Source organism: Pseudomonas extremorientalis, from assembly GCF_001870465.1.
In the GTDB taxonomy this organism is placed as follows: Bacteria; Pseudomonadota; Gammaproteobacteria; order Pseudomonadales; family Pseudomonadaceae; genus Aquipseudomonas; species Aquipseudomonas extremorientalis.
In genome coordinates, this window is sequence record NZ_MDGK01000024.1 from 106,403 (window position 1) to 122,967 (window position 16,565).

Sequence of the window (16,565 nt, forward strand, 5' to 3'; positions counted from 1 at the left end):
CTACTTGCACGATGGGTAGACATCACAGATGCGGCCATCCGGCATTTTTATAGGTTTAAAGTCGCTAGTATTGCCGTTGCAAAACGCATACAGGTCCTCATGGTTTTTACCTTTGCAACGCCGCCATCCACCGGGAACGACCACCCAGCTATCGTCAAAATAGGGTTCCTCATCATCAGTCAATGTCAGAACCAGCCTGAGAGTCTTCCCAGGTAACTGATCCCTTTGCACAACTACGCCTGCTCGTTGTTCTTTCGGCTGACTCGCCCCCCCAAAAGCGCTGCATGTAAGGACCTTAATGATTGCGTGCTGTGGGCCCGCAGTCCGAAACATCCACTGACATTGTCGGTGTAGTTCCTGAACTCCCGTCTCTGGCATCCCCGGTACATCAGGATCCGAATAATCTCGCACTGAAAAGCTTGAATTATCTCCTCCAACGTCTGAATCTCGAGGCCCCCACTTTGCATAAGTTCTGAAATCCACACTCCGCAAAACCGTAGGGCACCCTTCAATGACTTCAGTCAGCGGCAGTTCAAAACTCACGCGTTCAGCCACCGGTTTGTAATGCGCAATAAAGATCTTTCTCTCGGGCCTCTTGCCTCGACGCCTGGGCAACGTGCAGGTTTCCCCCGTCGCTGGACCGTAATTGGCGCCACCGATGAAGCGGAATTGCGCCGGCAAATCCACCTCCAACGTAAATCGATCCACAGGCTTGCCCCCACACCCCGTCAGCCCGAGTACCCCCAGCACCATCACCCCCGCCCACCTTCGCCTACTCATGCTTTCCCCCCATCAATCGCCACTGTTCCACTACTCGCTCAAAGTGCTCCCCAGGCGCTTCACCGACCCTGGGCTGCCACTGCAAAACACTGCTCCGAGTCGCCTCTTCCAGTCTTCGCACCACCAGAAACTCAAGCTGCTCCGGCCCCTGCCACTGCCAGGCACGCGCCTGCTCCAGTACCTGTGCCAGCCAGGTTCGCGGGTCCTGGAATTCCACCAATGTCGCCAGGTCCTCACTGTGTTCGGTCAACAGGTAACGCAGGATATTGGCGTGCAGGATGGCCGCTGCGTTTGGGTTGGGCGCATCCAGCCAGGGCGCGGGATCCGGCACCGGATACTCGCCGGGGGCCTGGTTGTCAGCCGTGTGCCAGCGGTTTTCGTGCCAATAGCACACGCTGATCAATGGCCCGAGAAATGCCGGCCAGCGGTCCTGGCCCAGATGGGCCAGGGCACGCGCCAGGGTACGGTTGTCGTGGAAGCGGTACAGCGATTGAGCGCCTTCAGGGCCCACCAGCAGCCTGTCACGCCAGTGTCGAGTCACTGCCGTCAGGTCTTCGCCGGGTAAACTGCCCAGCCAGCCCCAGTTCGTCTCGGGTTGCTGCAATAGGCCAAGCAAAGCGTGCTCGTTCAGCGGGCCCAGCAGCACAATCAATGGGCCTTCTGCCGCCAACTCCGCTACGGCAGTCTCGGCGTAAACACTGCGGTACGCCGGCAAGTCGCGTACCTCCAGCAGCGGTGCGCGCGCGTCGCTCTGCCCTTCAAGGATCAAGCACAGTCGCCGTCCCCGCTGTTGCTGTTGGTCCATCCACTGGCCTGGCATGCTTGGCATCAAGCGGCCCTCCCTGGCAGTTCACACCGTCCTTCACGGCAGCGCTCGCACACCGGGCAGTAATCGGCCCCCAATTGCTTGGCCAGGTTCATGAGGCTGCCTTGCACCAGGGAGATCCTGGGTGTGTCGATCGCCGCCGAGGCATTCGCCGCCAGGGTGACGGACGGCGCTCCACCCAGGGTAACGGGGCGACTGCTGAAGATGCCGCCGGCCTGGATGACCAGATGCTCGCCCCCCGCCTTGAGGCTCAGTTGCGCCCCGGCGTCGATCACCAGGCTGGCACCGGACTTGAGATGAAACTGCTGCCCGGCCTCCAGGATCAGGGTCTGCCCCACATGGGTCCGGCTGTCACCTTGTACATCGAGGTAGTCGCTCGCCTTGAGCACGATCCTGCGATCGCCGGTGATGTGACGATGCTCCTCGCTGGCCAGGTGAGCCGTACTCAATCCATGAATGACTTCCCGTCGCTCCCCCGCCACTTCCAACCGACTGTCATGGCCGACCTGCTGCTCCAGGTCCCGCTGTGCACGAAGGTAAATGAGCTCCTCGCCACGACGATCCTCCAGGTACAACTCGTTGGCGCCCTCGCCCCCCTGCGTACTGCGGGTGCGCAAGACGCTGCGGGTCTTGTGCTGCGGCAAGGGGTAGGCCGGCCGGTGCGACGCGTTGGGCAGGCAACCGTTGATCAACGGCTGGTCCGGGTCCCCTTCAAGGAAGGTCACCAGCACTTCCATGCCCACACGCGGGATCATCGTTGTACCGAACCCGTCACCGGCCCATCCGGATGCAACCCGAACCCAGCAACTGCTTTTATCATCCGCCTTGTCCAGGCGGTCCCAGTGGAAGCGCACCTTTACCCGGCCATAGGCGTCACAATGCACGTCTTCCCCCGGCGGCCCGGTCACCGTTGCGGTCTGGCTGCCATGGATGGTCGGCTTGGAATGTTTGAGGGGCGGTCGATGCACCGCTTGCCAAGGCGTCGCGGTGAAGCGATTGCGATACCCCTGGAAGCCATCAGTCGTGGGCGTCGCCTCCTCCAGCACCTGCGGCTGATGACCTTCGTGACGCACCGAGGTGATCAGCCACAAGTCATTGCAGGACGGATCGGGGTGATCGCGCAAGTCAAGGAAATGCCCGCTGCGCAGCGCCGGTTGATCACTGCGGCCCAATGCGCGAAGACGGTCGCGCTGGTGACGCTCCAAGCCCCGCCGCGCCAAGCGCTTGCCCCGGGCATGACCCGTGAATCCCGCTGGGTAACGATAGTCCTCGAGAGGTTGCGCCGGAGCCGAGCCGGCGCAGTCCTGCAGCAGCAATGAAGGTTGTTCGAAGTCATGATCGCGACGCACCGTCTTCTGGGTGCGCGTGGCCAGGCGCACATCAAAACGCTGGACGACCTGCGTAGCGGCTTGCGGCCCGCCAGCAGGGCAATAGCGTTGCTGGGGCAAACGGCGAAACACCGTCTGGTCATCACCGAACACCAGCAGATGGGCATCCGCGCTGTGACGGAAATGGTAATGAATGCCCTCCTCTTCACACAGCCGCTGGATGAAGTGCAGGTCGCTCTCCGCATACTGCACACAGAACGTGCGTGGCGGATACACCACGGGACCAAGCTCGAATGCATGGGCGTCCGCCAGGATGCCATGCCGCTCAAGCACCGCCGCGATAATCTGCGGCACGCTGCGTTGCTGGAAGATCCGCTGGTCGCGCCGGTGTGCAAGGTAGGCCAGGCGCGGTGCCAGGGTCAGGTGGTAGAGCGTGATGCGCCGGCCAGGGTCGTCCCGGCCGATTGCGTAAACCTGACCATGCAGCCCTTCGCCCATTCCGAAATCCAGGTAGGCGGGTTGATGGAGCAACCTCTCGAGGTCAAGGGAAGGATTTTCACTCACCACCTGCACCTGGATGAAAAAAGGCTGGTCAAGGCGCTCGCGGCCGTTGAATGCCAGCACCTGAAAGTCCGTTTCCATGCAGGGAAGAATCAGTTTGAAACGTGACGAAACAAACGCGTTAACCATCCGTTGTTACCCGCCATAAATGAATGAGCACGCAGGAATGCTTTGCCTCGTTAAGTGTGCGAATAAACTGCCGAGAAAAAGCCCCTGAACGCCTCAAAGCTTAGCGATTACGGGCGAAAATCGGCTGTTTTAAAATAAAAAAGAAGATTCGTACAAAGAAGTTGGAAGTGTCTTTTACAAAATAATAAAACGAGTCAATGCGCCACTTCTTAACAATAAGAAATGCCCTACATCAACCTTCTTAATAACAACTAACTGACAAAGAAACAGCCGACACTGAATCACAGCGTCGGCCGTTAAAAAACCTCAGGCCTGCAGCCGTGCGGTCCCGAACAGACTGACGCCGAACAGCGTCTCGCCCTGGGTGTGCAAGCGTACCGGCGCAACGCCACCCGGCATCACCACCGCGACATCACCGCTCTCGACCCAGCCCGCACGCCATGCCGCGCAGGCGACGGCGCTGGCACTGGTGCCGGAAGACGCGGTCGGCCCCTCACCGCGCTCGAACACCCGCGCTATGACCCGGTTGCCAGGCTGGCGCGCCGCCCATTGCAAGTTGACCCCCGCCTCACAAGGCAGGCCACCGCCCGCAGGGGGCGCGAAGGCGATCGCCTTCAAGGGCTGGAACAGGTTTGGCAGCAGCATCTGTGCGTTGTCCGGCAACGTCGAGAGCTGCTGGACCAGCGTCACACAATGGGGGTTGCCCACCCGCACGAATTGACTGGCAGCCCACTGTGGACTGATCGCCGCCAGCTCGGTGACATGGCTCAGTTCAGTGCCCTCCTGAAACACCTGGCCAACCCCCTGCGCGCCCACCGCCGCAGGTCCGAAGGCGGGCACTCCGAGGTCAAGCCAGAACCCTGCGACGTCGTCACGAACGGCTGGCTCCACCCGAGTGGCGACTGGCGAGACCGCATCCGATTTGTCGTGATGCACCCGTAACTCGCAGGCTTCGGTCATCAAGCCCCGGTCGGTGAGGGCCTGGGCGAAAATCGTCAACCCATTGCCGCTGCGCTCGGCCAGAGTGCCGTCGGTGTTAACGATCAACAGGTCGAACGGCGGCTCGTCCTGAAACGGCCCCACCAGCAGACCATCACAACGGTGGGCCTTGCCATCGACCGGACGCGGCAACAAGCCCCAACTGCATTCCGAGGCGACGGCCGACGCTGCCCAGGCACCACGAGTGCGCGCGGCACACTCAGCGCTCTCGGGTACATTAATGCCCTTGCTGCTCAATGAAGCCGGGCTGACCACACCATAGATATTGCCGCGAGCGTCGTAGAACAGAGTCATGAGGTCATCCACCGAGGTATGCGCTGATCGCAAAAAAGGAGTTGCTCGATTGTGTGGGATCCCGCCGTTGCACACCACCCGCCTGACGCAGTTTCAGAAGCGGCCTGGAAGGTGGTAATCCACCGCGAGAACCCTGGGGTTCAATCGTTCCCGCAGGGATTACACACCTTCCAGACCGCCTCCTACAAACTCGATACGACTTATGTGGCTGCAACCCGCCCTGGCGTTCCAGCTTGTAAAAATAAAATTCAAGGCAGCTCGAATCCCAACGGAACCCGGCTCGCACACCAAGGCCTGATGTGCAAGGATGTCGCGCCGGACATCGTTCGTTGAACGCAAAACCAAGGACTTTTCATGACTGCCATCCCCACCTCAGCGCCCGTGGTTCCCGGGCGGCTGGAGCAAATGTCGACCCGTATCGCCTTCTTCATTGCCGGCTTCGGCATCGCGGCCTGGGCGCCGCTGGTACCGTATGCCAAGGCTCGCGCCGGTCTGAGCGAGGGCACGCTGGGGCTGTTGCTGCTGTGCCTGGGGGTCGGTTCGATCATCGCCATGCCCGCCGCGGGTGCCTTGGCCTCACGTTTCGGCTGCCGACGCGTACTGAGCGCCGGGACGATCATGATCTGCCTGGCATTGCCGCTGCTGGCGACGGTCAGTTCGATTCCGCTGCTGATGGCTGGGTTGTTCCTGTTCGGTGCCGGCCTGGGCACGGTGGATTCCACGGTCAACTTGCAGGCGGTGATCGTTGAACGCGCCAGCGGCAAAACCATGATGTCGGGCTTTCATGGGCTGTTCAGCCTGGGAGGGATCGTCGGTGCAGCGGGTGTCTCGGGTCTGCTCGGGCTGGGCCTGTCGCCGTTGCAGGCGACCCTGGTGGTGATTGTCATCACATTGGCAGCACTGCTCAAGGCCGCGCCGCATCTGCTGCCTTACGGCAGTGAGAGTTCGGGCCCGGCGTTTGCCGTACCTCACGGTGTGGTGCTGTTCATCGGTTGCCTGTGCTTTATCGTGTTCCTGGCAGAAGGTGCGGTACTTGACTGGAGCGCGGTGTTTCTCAGTGCCGAGCGCGGCCTCGATGAAGCCTATGCAGGTCTGGGTTACGCAGCCTTTGCCCTGACCATGACGGTCGGACGATTGACCGGAGATTCCATCGTGCGCCGGCTGGGTGCTACCCGGGTGATTGTGGGCGGCGGTGCACTTGCGGCCGCCGGCACATTCCTGGCTACCCTATCCCCCGCCTGGGAAATGGCCTTGCTGGGTTACACATTGATAGGCGCCGGTTGCTCCAATATTGTTCCGGTGCTGTACACAGCCGTCGGTAAACAGACTGTCATGCCAGAACATATTGCCGTACCGGCCATCACTACCCTGGGCTATGCCGGGATATTGGCCGGGCCGGCCGTGATCGGCTTCATCGCCCACGGCAGCAGCCTGGCAACCGCCTTCCTGTTGGTCGGTATGTTGCTGGCGGTGGTGGCAATCAGTGGGAAAATACTGCGGGTATGAGAGCGAAGCGGCATGGGCCGTTTGAGTATTTCAAACCGCTCATGCTCGCCTGCAGGGCCTATCGCCCTTTTTCTTCCTTGTCGTTTTTCAGCCAGCGATCAAGGCTGTAGTTTTTCAACCATCCATCGTCGTTATGGCTGCCGAAAATGTTGTGACCATTGGCTTTGGAACTGTCTAGAGAGGCCATCAACCCTGGCCTCTCCATAAGATTCTTGGCAAGGTATACCTGTTGCTCGCTGTATTTCTTTAAAGGAAACCCAGTACGCGCATCTCGTAAAGGCTCACCGTTCTTATCGGTTTGGTCTGGGTCCTTGCTCATTTCGATGATCGTGTCTTTTTTCACGTAGCGATGTTTTTCGAAGAAGAACGTCCGGTCTTCCGACTTGTCGCGTAAATCGTCAAACATGCCCCTGAAAATCTGGACGACCTGCGCATCGGTCTTCGCATGGAACGGGTCCGCGCTTTGGGTGTTGGGGTTGGTGTTGCCAACCTGCAAGTCGGCGGCTTTGCCGAGGCTGTCATGCGTGATCTTACCGCCCTTTTCCAAGATAGCTTCGTTCAGCCGAGGACGGTTGAGTATCTCTCGCGCCAACATGATGGTGCGCTCCGAGACCTTACTGCTGCTGGGTTCCTCTTTAGCTATCTCCAGCAAGGAAGCCTGGGTCAACTGACCATCTTTCTTGAACGCGTCCAGTAATGACAGGTTGTTCTTCAGGTCCGTCGCCAACAGGTGGTCGTCTGAACTGACAAAGGGGTTGCCGGCCTTCGTCATGCCGCCATACAAATTCTGACCGTCAAAGTGCCTTGAGGCGCCATTCAAAAAACTGGCGCCGAATGACGGCGCCGCCGGCAGCGGCTTGCCCAGCGCACGCGTATCGATTGCATCGCGAGCCTGACCGTTGCCCGTGCGCCGCCCCGCGCCTGCCGAAGAAGTATTCAGTGTACTTGACACTATCGACTGCAAATAGTTATTGACACTACCGACCATGATTAACCTCCACCCTATCTAGATTACGTAACCCGTGCCTTGGTCGACTGATCCTCGAAAACACCTTGAAATCAACGTGGCACAAGCTCTGGTTGAGTGGCTCCGAGAAAACGATGGTTCCGAAGACCGCCGTCCAAAACGCCGCATATACCCGAATGAATCTTGAGCGTTTGTAACCAGTTCACCTTGTCGAGCCTCCATGCCCTAAAAAATTGTGTCGATGTGAAACTGCAAGGCCTAGCGGCGGACCAACTTGTTCCAAAGACTGGAAAACATTGAAATAACCGAACCGGGGGTCGACTCTTCCATGAGGGCTCGAGAGCCTTTGTCAAAATCTTCCGCGGTGGGCGCCTTGAAGCTGAACCGGGGCGAGGATGTGAGATAGAGTCCCAGAGGTTCTCTCGGGTTTTCCGCCTCCTGCGCAGGTGCGGCCAACGTCGAGATTTTGTACTGAGCATGACGGGATTCAAAAGATGTCGAATTCATAGTCCAGATCCGGTCCGGTATGATGAAGGCTCCATCGGCAGGCAATGACCGATGGATATCTTCTTTGTGATACACACTCGCATACAGCTCTTGCATGACTGGATTGTATGGGCTGCGCCGAGCGCTCACCAACCTCTGCTGCGCGGTGCAGCAGAGGGCAGCCTCAGGTCTAACGAAGCAATGCGTTCAGTTCCTGTCGAGAAATCTTGCCATCGCGCCGCCAGCTTTCAACGTTGTCCATAGTCGCCATCAGGTTCGAGCGCGCCATGACTTCCCGTGCCAGGAGGGTGAGATGGTCGTTGCGGGAGTTACCGGTCAATGGTTGCATCGCGCGGGCGTGAAGGTCCCTGAGCTTGATCGTGCTACTGAAATACCCTCCTTTCAACTCATTGAAATGGTTGAGCATTTCCTGGACGAGTTGCTTATCGTCCTTCGATTTCAATGGATTATCGGACTGAATGAAGCTCTTGATGTCGTCCTTGGACAAACGACCGTTCAGTTCACCGGTGCTGCCATTTCGATCGAGCGCTTGCAGCAGCCCAGGACGTCGCAGCAGTTCCTTCGCCAACCGAATATTCGCGTCTTTGGCAGGATCACCGGTCAACGGTTGATTGGCCATTTTCTGCACACTCTTTCGCGTGACAGAGCGCGAAGGCCAGCGGCCCCTGAACGCGTCATAGCTGTTCAAAAGCGCCTGGGCCAATTGCTCGTTGCTTTGCTTTGAAAGATAAGGGTCCGGCAACGCAGGGTTCGGACGTGGAGGTGGGCCTGGGTTCGGGCGCACATTCTCGGGGAGTGGGCGCGGCGGCGGGCCACCGAATACCGGGCCGCAATGACTGGACTGCGAGGCGAAATGGATCCCTGCCGAGACCAGGGCCCTTGATGTGATGGCAGACCGTTCGCTGCTGCGCGTTTCTTCCCCCGGAGAGGCATTATCAAGGTTAGGGGCGACGCTGTGATTGTATGGCGATACCGACATTCCTGTTCTCCAGTTCGGTCTATTCAGGCGCCTGACATCACTGCTCCAGCGTCCTTGGGCTCTATTAGTCGTCAAGGAAACCAGCGCACGCAGGCCTATCCTGTGTGGCAGAACTGTGGGAGCCGGTTCCTGAGAAGGCTGAAAGTTTCCAGAAACCTGGTAGGAGGAACATTTGAAGGCATGAAAAACAAACCCCTCTATCGGTAGGTTTTGCCGCTCAACCCGGGCAGGAAGAGCGGCAGTGTTTCGATCAGAACCCGACGCTGGCCTGTACAAAGAACGTTCGCGGCTCGCCAAGGTACAGTCCAGCATTGTTGTCACTGGAACGGGTGTAGTGCTGTTGGTCGAAGACGTTTTTCACACCAACGCCCAGTTTCAGGTTGGACAACTGCTCGCCAAAGTCATAGCCACTGCGCACGTTGACCGAGACGTAGCCCGGAATATCACCGTACTGGCCGTCAGCCGTACCTTGGGTGATATAGGTGCTGGTTGTACCTGGCGCACGCTGGCCGGACTGGGCGTATACATCCAGGTTATGGGTCCAGCGGTTGACGTCGTAACGCAGGCCCAAGGTGGCCACCTCACGGGAATACAGCGGCAGGTCACGGCCCTTGAACGGCACGTCACCTTCGGACGTGGCCTTGGTGTAGGTGAAGCCGGCATTGGCGGTCAGGCCATCCAGGCGCGGGTCCAGGTTCGACAGGTCATAGTGCGCCGAGGCTTCGATACCGGTGTGCTTGGTGGCGCCGAGGTTTGTCCAGCCCACGTCGTTGCTGACGTATTGCAGCTCGTCCGAGAAGTCGATGTAGAAGAACGTCAGCTCACCGCCCCAGACATTGTCGTTGTAGCGCGTACCCACCTCGTAGGTCTTGGCTTTTTCCGGGTTCAGGCCGTTGGCGGTCTGGTCGCCGGTGCCGCCCTGGCCCAGTTGGAAGTACTGCAGGCTGCCAAAGGAGGTCTCGTAGTTGGCGAACAGTTTCCAGGCGTCGGAGACGTGGTACATCACGCTCAATGCAGGCAGCGGTTCGTTGTTGTGGACTTCGCGGCGTTTTTCCTGGGTGCGGGTGCCGTTCAACGCGATCACCGGACGGTCGTGCCATTCGGTGCGGATATCTTCGAAACGGATCCCCGGAGTCACCGTCCACTTGCCGATATCGATCTTGTTATCGATGTAGAACGCGTTGGCCTCGGTACCCCCGGTGCGATCCTGATAGACATGGCCGTCACTCTGTCCGCCCGGCGTCGGTACATTGTTGACCAGATTCAGGCTGGTCGCCTGCTCATGCATGCCTTCCTTGAGGTAGCGATAGCCCAGGCTGACTTCCTGGGTGCTCGGGCCTACATCGAATACACGGGAGACGCGTGGCTCGATGCCGAAGGTGTAGTAGGTGCGCGGGTAGGAACCGAGGGTCTTCAGGTCACGGTTGGCGATGTTGCTGCCGCGAAAGCTGTCGGAATAATAGGTCAGCACCTCGGCCTGGGTACGGTCGTCGATCTGGCGGATGTACTTGAACGATACGTCCTTGCGGCGCCCGCTGAAGTTGTCCCAGTCGCGTACCGATTGGTACGGGTTGGCGTCGAACTGCTTCTGCGTCAGGCCGCCGGGCATGTCGGCGCTGGCGTCGTAGTAATGGAAGTTGAGCGAGAAGTCGTCCTGATCGGTCGGCGCCCAGTGGGTCTTGAAGATCACGTCGTCGATGTCGTTGGAATTGTTGCTGTTGCGGTAACCGTTGCCATTGACCCCGGAGTACAGCAAGGCGGCGCCGATGCCGTTGTCGGCGGTGCCGCCGATAAATGCATTGTCGATGTGCTTCCAGCCGCCATGGGCGGAGGTTTGCAGGGTGGTGCCGACTTCACCGGAGAATTTCTCGGGGATGGCGCGGGTCACGAAGTTGATTACGCCGCCGACGTTTTGGGGCCCGTAGCGTACGGAACCGGCACCGCGCACCACGTCGATACTGTCCAGGTTACCGGCGGATATCGGCGCCATCGACAATTGCGGTTGACCGTACGGCGCGAACGCTGCCGGTACACCGTCGATCAACACGGTGGAACGTGGCGACAGGCGCGACGTCAGGCCACGTACGCCAACGTTGAGGGAAATATCGCTGCCGCCGGTGCCGTTGGATTCCTGCACCTGCACACCCGGCACACGGCGCAGCACGTCGCCGACGTTCATCGCGCCCTGCTCCACCATGGCTTCGCGGCGGATCACCGTACGTGCGCCGGGGTGGTTCTGCACCACTTCGGCGTTGGCGTCGCCGAGCCAGTCGCCCACCACCTTGATATCGGTGGCGCCCAGTTCCAGCGGCGAGCCGGCTTCACCGGTGCCGCTGTTCAGCGGGCGCAGGGTCACGGAGCCGGCATCGATCTGGTAGTCCAGGCCGCTGCCTTGCAGCAACTGGCGCAGGGCTTGTTCGGGGGAAAGGTTGCCGTCGACCGCCGGCGCTTGCTTGCCCGCAACCAGTTCGGGGCTGAAGAACACTTGCAGGGACGTCTGCTGGCCCAACTGGCTCAGCGCTGTGCCCAGGGACTGGGCCTTGATGTGGATAGCCTCGGCGGCATAGGCCACAGGCAGCGCGGCACTGACCGCAAGCGCCAGGGCCAGCGGCGCCCAGCGGGAGATTTTATTGTTGTTCACGGCGAGTTTTTTCACGTCGAACCTAGTCCTGTGATCGCAAGAGTGTGCGGCTGTTAATGCAAACCAGTTGCAGTTGCAGGAGAAGACGAAGAACTCGAAAAAAACCTGAATGTCAGCGTGAAATAATTTCCTGGCTGCCGTCCGGCAAGGTGCGCAAGGCTACCGGCAGGATGTGCGGTAACGCCTTGAGCAAGGCATCGGTGTCGTTGGACTTGAATACGCTGGTCAGGCGCAGGTTGCCCACGGCCGGCGTGCTGACCCGCAGCGGTTGCTCCCGATAACGCGAGACTTCCCGGGCCACTTCGCCCAGCGAAGCGTTGTTGAAGACCAGTTTGCCGGTACGCCAGGCGGTCAATTCTTCGGTGTTCACCGCGTAGGCCGCGGCTACCCGCCCCTGGTTGTCGACATGGCTGCCCAGGCCCGCTGTCAGCGTCACCATCTTGTCCGGCGCACGGCCTTGTACTTTCACGGTGCCGGCTTCGACCATGACGCGGGTCTGGTCGTCATCGCGGCGCACATCGAATCGCGTGCCGGTCACGGTCACCTGCCCTGCCCCGGCCGCCACGACAAAGGGCCTGCTGGTGTCATGTTCGACGCTGAACATCGCTTCGCCCTGCTTGATCTCGACGCCACGCCGACCTTTTTCGTAATGCACCGTGACGATGCTGCGGCTATTGAGGTCCATCACCGAACCGTCGGGCAAGGCCACCTGGCGATGTTCCCCCAGACGCGTACTGAACTCGGCGCTGTAGGGCTTGGGATGATCCAGCCCGCTGAACAGGCCCAGCCCCAGCGCGACTGCAACCACACTGGCGGCCACCGCATAACGCAGGATGGCTCGGCGCCTGGGACGTTCCGCGGGCGCTTCGCACAGCGCCTGCAGGCGGGCGTTGGGCAGCAAGTCAGCGGCGCTCCACACGCCCTGCAATACATCGAACTCATACTGGTGATCGGGATGCTCAGTGCGCCATGCGTCGAAACGCTGGCGTTCGGCAGCATTCAATTCGGCGTCTTGCAGGCGCACAAACCATTGCGCGGCTTCGTCTCGGGCACGGTTATCCATCATGGATGATCCTGTTTCAGAGCGGGCGATCATGGCGCCATCGCGTCCAGGCGGTCGCGCAGATGCCGCAGGGTGCGGATCATATACTTTTCCACCATGTTTTTAGACAGCCCCAGGCGGTCGGCGATTTCCTGCTGGGTCAGGCCCTCGATTTTCTGCCAGATGAAAATCCTGCGGCAATTGAGCGGCAGCTCGGCCAAGGCTCGCTCGATAGAGTTCGCCAACTGGATCGCGTGCATGAAATGTTCCGGGTCGCCGGTGTGCGGCGAACGCTGATCAAAGGCTTCCAGGGTCATGGCCTCGCGACGGTCTTCGCGTCGAAAGGCGTCAACGGCGATATTGCGCGCCGTTTGATGCAGATAGGCGCGAGGTTGCTCGACCTCGGAGGATTTTGCCTCCAGCACCCGCACGAAAGTGTCATGGGCCAGGTCTTCGGCCTGCTGGCGATTTCTCAGGCGGCGCGTCCAGGTCCCGATCAACTCTTCGTAGTGTTCGAAAAAGCCTGTTCTGCGGGGCGGCTGAGGGATCATCGCGGGAGCACTGGGGAGGCGGGGCGTGAATAGTAATGCTTCCTATTAAGCAGGGCAATTGCTACTCGCCATGGGCCCTCAATGCGCCGTTTTGCCACCCACCTGTCTGAGCCGGCTGAGTTTCTCCCGGCTGCCGCACACGCTCATCTGGCACCACTTGCGCTGTTTGTTCTTGGAGATATCCAGGAACACCCAGTCGCAGTCGGTAGCGCTGCAACTGCGCAATGCGTGCAGATCACCGGATACCAGCAATTGCGTGGCCTCGATGGCCAGGCGACCCAGCACCATGGCCGTGAGCTCCTGCGCCGTGGTGCAAGGCATCCACGCCCAGGCAGGTTTGCCCTCGACAGAACGCAGCACCCGCCGTGCTGCGCCTTGCTGGAAGGCCTCGTTGATCTGCTGCAAGGCGTGGTCGGGCGCGGCAGCTTGCAAGGACAACGGATAAAACACTGCGTACAGGCATTCCCTGAACGCAATGATCGCGTCGAGGTTCGGTTGGTAGGCCATCGATGACTCAAACACCATCGGCTTGTAGTCATCGAACTCCCGGGCGGAGATCAACGACGCATGCAGGGCCCATTCAAAGAAGAACTGAAAACTGGTGAGCCGTTCTTCCATGACCTTGAGCGAAGTGCCGGGGCGACGCCCATTGGTGGTATTGATGAAGTCCAGGACCCGGGCCCCGCCAATCAGGCGAATTGATTTTGCAGTGCCCGTAAAATGTGTCATGCCTGCTCCCGAAAAAACGCGTTCTCCCTGCGATGGCGCAGATTACCCTGTTTTTTCGAGTTACAGATATTGTCATCCCGGCGCAAAGCCGACGCAAAGACAGACGGCTAACCGCGACTGTCGTTGTGCCCCACCCAATCCAGAATCGCCTCGACCGACTGCTCCACCGAAAGCGCCTGGGTATTCAAATGCACTTCAGGAAACACCGGCACGTCGTACTGGGAGTCGATCCCGGTGAAGTGTTTGATCTGGCCCGCACGGGCTTTTTTATACAGGCCCTTCGGATCACGTTGTTCAGCAACTTCCAACGGTGCATCCACATGCACTTCGACAAAAAACTCATTGCCGATGATCGAACGTGCGTAATGCCGACTGGCCGACGAAGGTGAAATCAGCGCGACAATCACCATCAGCCCCGCCTCCATCATCAAGCGGGACACTTCGGCGACCCGCCGGATATTCTCATCGCGGTCGCTGTCGGTAAAACCCAGGTCGCGGCACAACCCGCCACGCACCGAGTCGCCATCAATGATCGCGGTCATCCGCCCCTGTTTCTGCAAGGCGATGTCCAACGCATCAGCGATCGTCGATTTGCCGGACGCCGAGATACCCGTCAGCCAGATGACCGCAGGCTTGTGCCCGTGTCCGGCGCGCCGATGGCTGAACGCAAACGCGTGCAGGTTCTGGCTTGGACTGTCTGGAAAATAACTCATGGCCGCACGCCCTCCTTCGCCGCAGTCGGCGGTTTACCCAACATGAACACCATCACGCATTGCACGAACAGCAACAGCGCAACCACCCAGTAGACCGTCGAGAACGACCCAGTGAGGTCCTTGGAAAAGCCACCCAGGAAGTTGCCGCACATCCCGCCCAAGCCGATCAGCACATTGGCGATGCCAAAGGCCTGGGTCAGCCGGCTGACCGGCACGATCTGCCCGATGTAACTGGGGACCAGCCCGAAAATGGGATAGAACGCCAGCGCAAACAGGAACGCGGCCAGGTAGAACGGCGGGAGGCTGTTGAAACTGAACACCAGGGTGGCGGCCAGTCCTGCACTGAGGAAACACATCGCCAGCGACGCCCGCACACCGACCTTGTCGGCAATCCACCCCACCAGAAAGCCCGAGGCCATGCCCACCGCACCGATGGTGGTCCAGATAAACCCGGCGTCTTGAACCGATACGCCCAATTCATCGCGCAGGAAGGGCGCCAGGTAGGTCTGGAACGGCAGCAATGCCATGCCATTGAGAAACGCGATGGCCCAGGTCAGGTACAGCGAGCGGCTGAGCCACGGCTGATGGCTGTCAAACGCTACGGCGCGCTCGCCGGCAAACCCGGTGTCCTGGCTCGCGGCCAGGTTGCGCAACAGAAACCAGGCCACCAGACACAGGGCCACCGAGATCAGGCCGGCAGTGAGCCAGATCGAGCGCCAGCCACCATTCAAGGTCAGGAACGACACCAGCAAGCCATTGATGAACACACCGTAGCTGGTGCCACTGGAGATCAGCCCCATGACCCGCGAGCGATTGCCCGGGCTGAAGCCCTTGGTGACGATTTCCGCCAGCGGGATGTACACCGAGGCGGAGCAACCACCGAGCAGGATCAACAAGGCCCCCGACAACCAGATGCTGTCGCTGACGCTCAGGCCCAGCAGCGCCAGGGACGTCATCACGGTGGACACCAGGCTGATTTTCCAGCCGTCGAAGAAACGGCTGATGTAACTGGTCACCGACGAAAACAGCAGGAAGCCAATCTGCGCGCCGCCGGTGATCAGGCCCACCGTGGTGTAGTCGAATCCGATGTCGCGGCGCATGTCCACGACAAGGTTGGCGAACAGGTAAACCCCAAAGCCGTAGGTACTGGCCACGAACCCGGTGAGGACGATCGCCAGCACGACACTGTCCAATGGGCGGGCATTGCTCTGTACGAGTGTGCTCATCAAGCCTCCCTATTCGGCGCGCGCAGTGTGGATGACAAAATCACAATCCATCATGTCGTAGTCACGCTCGAAATCACCGTAGCTTTCATGGTCGGTAAATCCGGACTTGAGCACTTCCCCCTTCAATTCCCCCGGCAACAGGGGGTAAACCTGCAGCCTGTACTGCTGCGCATCATCGAAGGAATAGATGAACTCACACAGGCGTTCATCGACCTGGCCCAAGCTCACCGAAGCGTTCGTACCGCAGTAATAGTAATGACCGCTGGCTTTGAATTTACCGGCACGGATGGCGAAGAAATTGCGCTGGTCCACAATCAGCAACCCGCCCGGCTTGAGCAAGGCCCTGAATTTCGCCAGCACCCTCAATCGATCATGGGCTTCAAACACATGGCACAGCGAACTGCCCAGGCACACCACGGCGTCGAATTGCCCCAGTTCCTGTGGATCCAGTGAATGCCAGTCACGGTAATGGGACTGGATATCCAGGCCATGTTTGCGAAAGTTCGCCCGCGCCTTGGTCAACATGGTGCTGCTGCCATCGGTGGCGACCACGTCAAAGCCGGCCTGCTTGAGCTGGACGGCATGAAAACCACTGCCGGTCGAGACGTCGATCACCGACTGCACGCCGTGGCTTCGCAACAGGTTTTCAAAGAACCCGCCCTCCCCCGCCTTACGCTTCTCCCAATCGATCAACTCATCCCAACGTTCGACAAATTCCGTCGAGTACTGCGCGGAGTAACTGGCCACGTCGTTGTGCTTGTTTCTGGTCATCTGATTCATGACATAC

At 59.7% G+C, this 16,565-nt stretch carries 14 protein-coding genes; 1 reads left to right on the forward strand and 13 read right to left on the reverse strand.

What is annotated here, in order from left to right; translation table 11 throughout:
* The 4 genes from BFN10_RS29730 to BFN10_RS10930 all read right to left on the reverse strand — a co-directional run bounded on the left by BFN10_RS29730 (nucleotide 1) and on the right by BFN10_RS10930 (nucleotide 4,917).
* Nucleotides 1-780 (reverse strand): hypothetical protein, encoded by a 780-nt coding sequence (locus BFN10_RS29730; protein WP_083351563.1) that lies wholly within the window; start codon nucleotides 778-780, stop codon nucleotides 1-3.
* Nucleotides 773-1,609, reverse strand: coding sequence for a DUF4123 domain-containing protein (locus tag BFN10_RS10920; RefSeq protein WP_071489696.1), 837 nt, complete (start codon nucleotides 1,607-1,609; stop codon nucleotides 773-775). The genes BFN10_RS29730 and BFN10_RS10920 overlap by 8 nt, the downstream gene beginning before the upstream one ends.
* Nucleotides 1,609-3,624: a type VI secretion system Vgr family protein gene (locus tag BFN10_RS10925; RefSeq protein WP_071489697.1), complete on the reverse strand. Its 2,016-nt coding sequence runs from the start codon at nucleotides 3,622-3,624 to the stop codon at nucleotides 1,609-1,611. The genes BFN10_RS10920 and BFN10_RS10925 overlap by 1 nt, the downstream gene beginning before the upstream one ends.
* A 306-nt stretch (nucleotides 3,625-3,930) precedes the next feature.
* Nucleotides 3,931-4,917, reverse strand: a complete 987-nt coding sequence (locus BFN10_RS10930; RefSeq protein ID WP_071489698.1) for a diaminopimelate epimerase — start codon at nucleotides 4,915-4,917, stop codon at nucleotides 3,931-3,933.
* 354 nt (nucleotides 4,918-5,271) lie between these two features.
* Here BFN10_RS10930 and BFN10_RS10935 point away from each other — a divergent pair, with 354 nt between their 5' ends.
* Nucleotides 5,272-6,423, forward strand: coding sequence for an MFS transporter (locus tag BFN10_RS10935; protein WP_071489699.1), 1,152 nt, complete (start codon nucleotides 5,272-5,274; stop codon nucleotides 6,421-6,423).
* Nucleotides 6,424-6,481: 58 nt separating this feature from the next.
* Here the strand turns inward: BFN10_RS10935 and BFN10_RS10940 are convergent, their stop codons facing one another.
* From BFN10_RS10940 to BFN10_RS10985, 9 genes are all read right to left on the reverse strand, one after another.
* The gene (locus BFN10_RS10940; protein WP_231999489.1) at nucleotides 6,482-7,411 is read right to left on the reverse strand and encodes a hypothetical protein; all 930 of its coding nucleotides are present in this window, start codon (nucleotides 7,409-7,411) and stop codon (nucleotides 6,482-6,484) included.
* 655 nt (nucleotides 7,412-8,066) lie between these two features.
* The gene (locus BFN10_RS29735) at nucleotides 8,067-8,876 is read right to left on the reverse strand and encodes a hypothetical protein (protein WP_231999488.1); all 810 of its coding nucleotides are present in this window, start codon (nucleotides 8,874-8,876) and stop codon (nucleotides 8,067-8,069) included.
* 250 nt (nucleotides 8,877-9,126) lie between these two features.
* Nucleotides 9,127-11,532 (reverse strand): TonB-dependent siderophore receptor, encoded by a 2,406-nt coding sequence (locus tag BFN10_RS10955; protein WP_071489702.1) that lies wholly within the window; start codon nucleotides 11,530-11,532, stop codon nucleotides 9,127-9,129.
* A 97-nt stretch (nucleotides 11,533-11,629) separates the two neighbouring features.
* Nucleotides 11,630-12,583, reverse strand: coding sequence for a FecR family protein (locus BFN10_RS10960; protein WP_071489703.1), 954 nt, complete (start codon nucleotides 12,581-12,583; stop codon nucleotides 11,630-11,632).
* 26 nt (nucleotides 12,584-12,609) lie between these two features.
* The gene (locus tag BFN10_RS10965) at nucleotides 12,610-13,110 is read right to left on the reverse strand and encodes a sigma-70 family RNA polymerase sigma factor (RefSeq protein WP_071489704.1); all 501 of its coding nucleotides are present in this window, start codon (nucleotides 13,108-13,110) and stop codon (nucleotides 12,610-12,612) included.
* A gap of 78 nt (nucleotides 13,111-13,188) precedes the next feature.
* Complete coding sequence (locus tag BFN10_RS10970) at nucleotides 13,189-13,839, reverse strand: CGNR zinc finger domain-containing protein (protein WP_071489705.1); 651 nt, start codon at nucleotides 13,837-13,839, stop codon at nucleotides 13,189-13,191.
* 107 nt (nucleotides 13,840-13,946) lie between these two features.
* A complete protein-coding gene (gene cysC / locus BFN10_RS10975) occupies nucleotides 13,947-14,552 on the reverse strand; it encodes an adenylyl-sulfate kinase (protein WP_071489706.1) in 606 nt (201 codons plus the stop codon).
* Nucleotides 14,549-15,778: an MFS transporter gene (locus BFN10_RS10980; RefSeq protein ID WP_071489707.1), complete on the reverse strand. Its 1,230-nt coding sequence runs from the start codon at nucleotides 15,776-15,778 to the stop codon at nucleotides 14,549-14,551. Before BFN10_RS10980 ends, cysC begins: the two co-directional genes overlap by 4 nt.
* 9 nt (nucleotides 15,779-15,787) lie before the next feature.
* Entirely contained in the window at nucleotides 15,788-16,558 is a 771-nt protein-coding gene (locus BFN10_RS10985) for a class I SAM-dependent methyltransferase (protein WP_071489708.1), read from the reverse strand.
* Nucleotides 16,559-16,565 lie beyond the last annotated feature (7 nt).

What these genes read in the sequence shown, in the direction of transcription:
- BFN10_RS29735 (WP_231999488.1), bottom strand. Translation starts at nt 8,876, where the DNA reads ATGTCGGTATCGCCATACAATCACAGCGTCGCCCCTAACCTTGATAAT.
- BFN10_RS10930 (WP_071489698.1), bottom strand. Translation starts at nt 4,917, where the DNA reads ATGACTCTGTTCTACGACGCTCGCGGCAATATCTATGGTGTGGTCAGC.
- BFN10_RS10960 (WP_071489703.1), bottom strand. Translation starts at nt 12,583, where the DNA reads ATGATGGATAACCGTGCCCGAGACGAAGCCGCGCAATGGTTTGTGCGC.
- BFN10_RS29730 (WP_083351563.1), bottom strand. Translation starts at nt 780, where the DNA reads ATGAGTAGGCGAAGGTGGGCGGGGGTGATGGTGCTGGGGGTACTCGGG.
- BFN10_RS10935 (WP_071489699.1), top strand. Translation starts at nt 5,272, where the DNA reads ATGACTGCCATCCCCACCTCAGCGCCCGTGGTTCCCGGGCGGCTGGAG.
- BFN10_RS10980 (WP_071489707.1), bottom strand. Translation starts at nt 15,778, where the DNA reads ATGAGCACACTCGTACAGAGCAATGCCCGCCCATTGGACAGTGTCGTG.
- BFN10_RS10985 (WP_071489708.1), bottom strand. Translation starts at nt 16,558, where the DNA reads ATGAATCAGATGACCAGAAACAAGCACAACGACGTGGCCAGTTACTCC.
- cysC (WP_071489706.1), bottom strand. Translation starts at nt 14,552, where the DNA reads ATGAGTTATTTTCCAGACAGTCCAAGCCAGAACCTGCACGCGTTTGCG.
- BFN10_RS10920 (WP_071489696.1), bottom strand. Translation starts at nt 1,609, where the DNA reads ATGCCAAGCATGCCAGGCCAGTGGATGGACCAACAGCAACAGCGGGGA.
- BFN10_RS10940 (WP_231999489.1), bottom strand. Translation starts at nt 7,411, where the DNA reads ATGGTCGGTAGTGTCAATAACTATTTGCAGTCGATAGTGTCAAGTACA.
- BFN10_RS10925 (WP_071489697.1), bottom strand. Translation starts at nt 3,624, where the DNA reads ATGGTTAACGCGTTTGTTTCGTCACGTTTCAAACTGATTCTTCCCTGC.
- BFN10_RS10965 (WP_071489704.1), bottom strand. Translation starts at nt 13,110, where the DNA reads ATGATCCCTCAGCCGCCCCGCAGAACAGGCTTTTTCGAACACTACGAA.
- BFN10_RS10970 (WP_071489705.1), bottom strand. Translation starts at nt 13,839, where the DNA reads ATGACACATTTTACGGGCACTGCAAAATCAATTCGCCTGATTGGCGGG.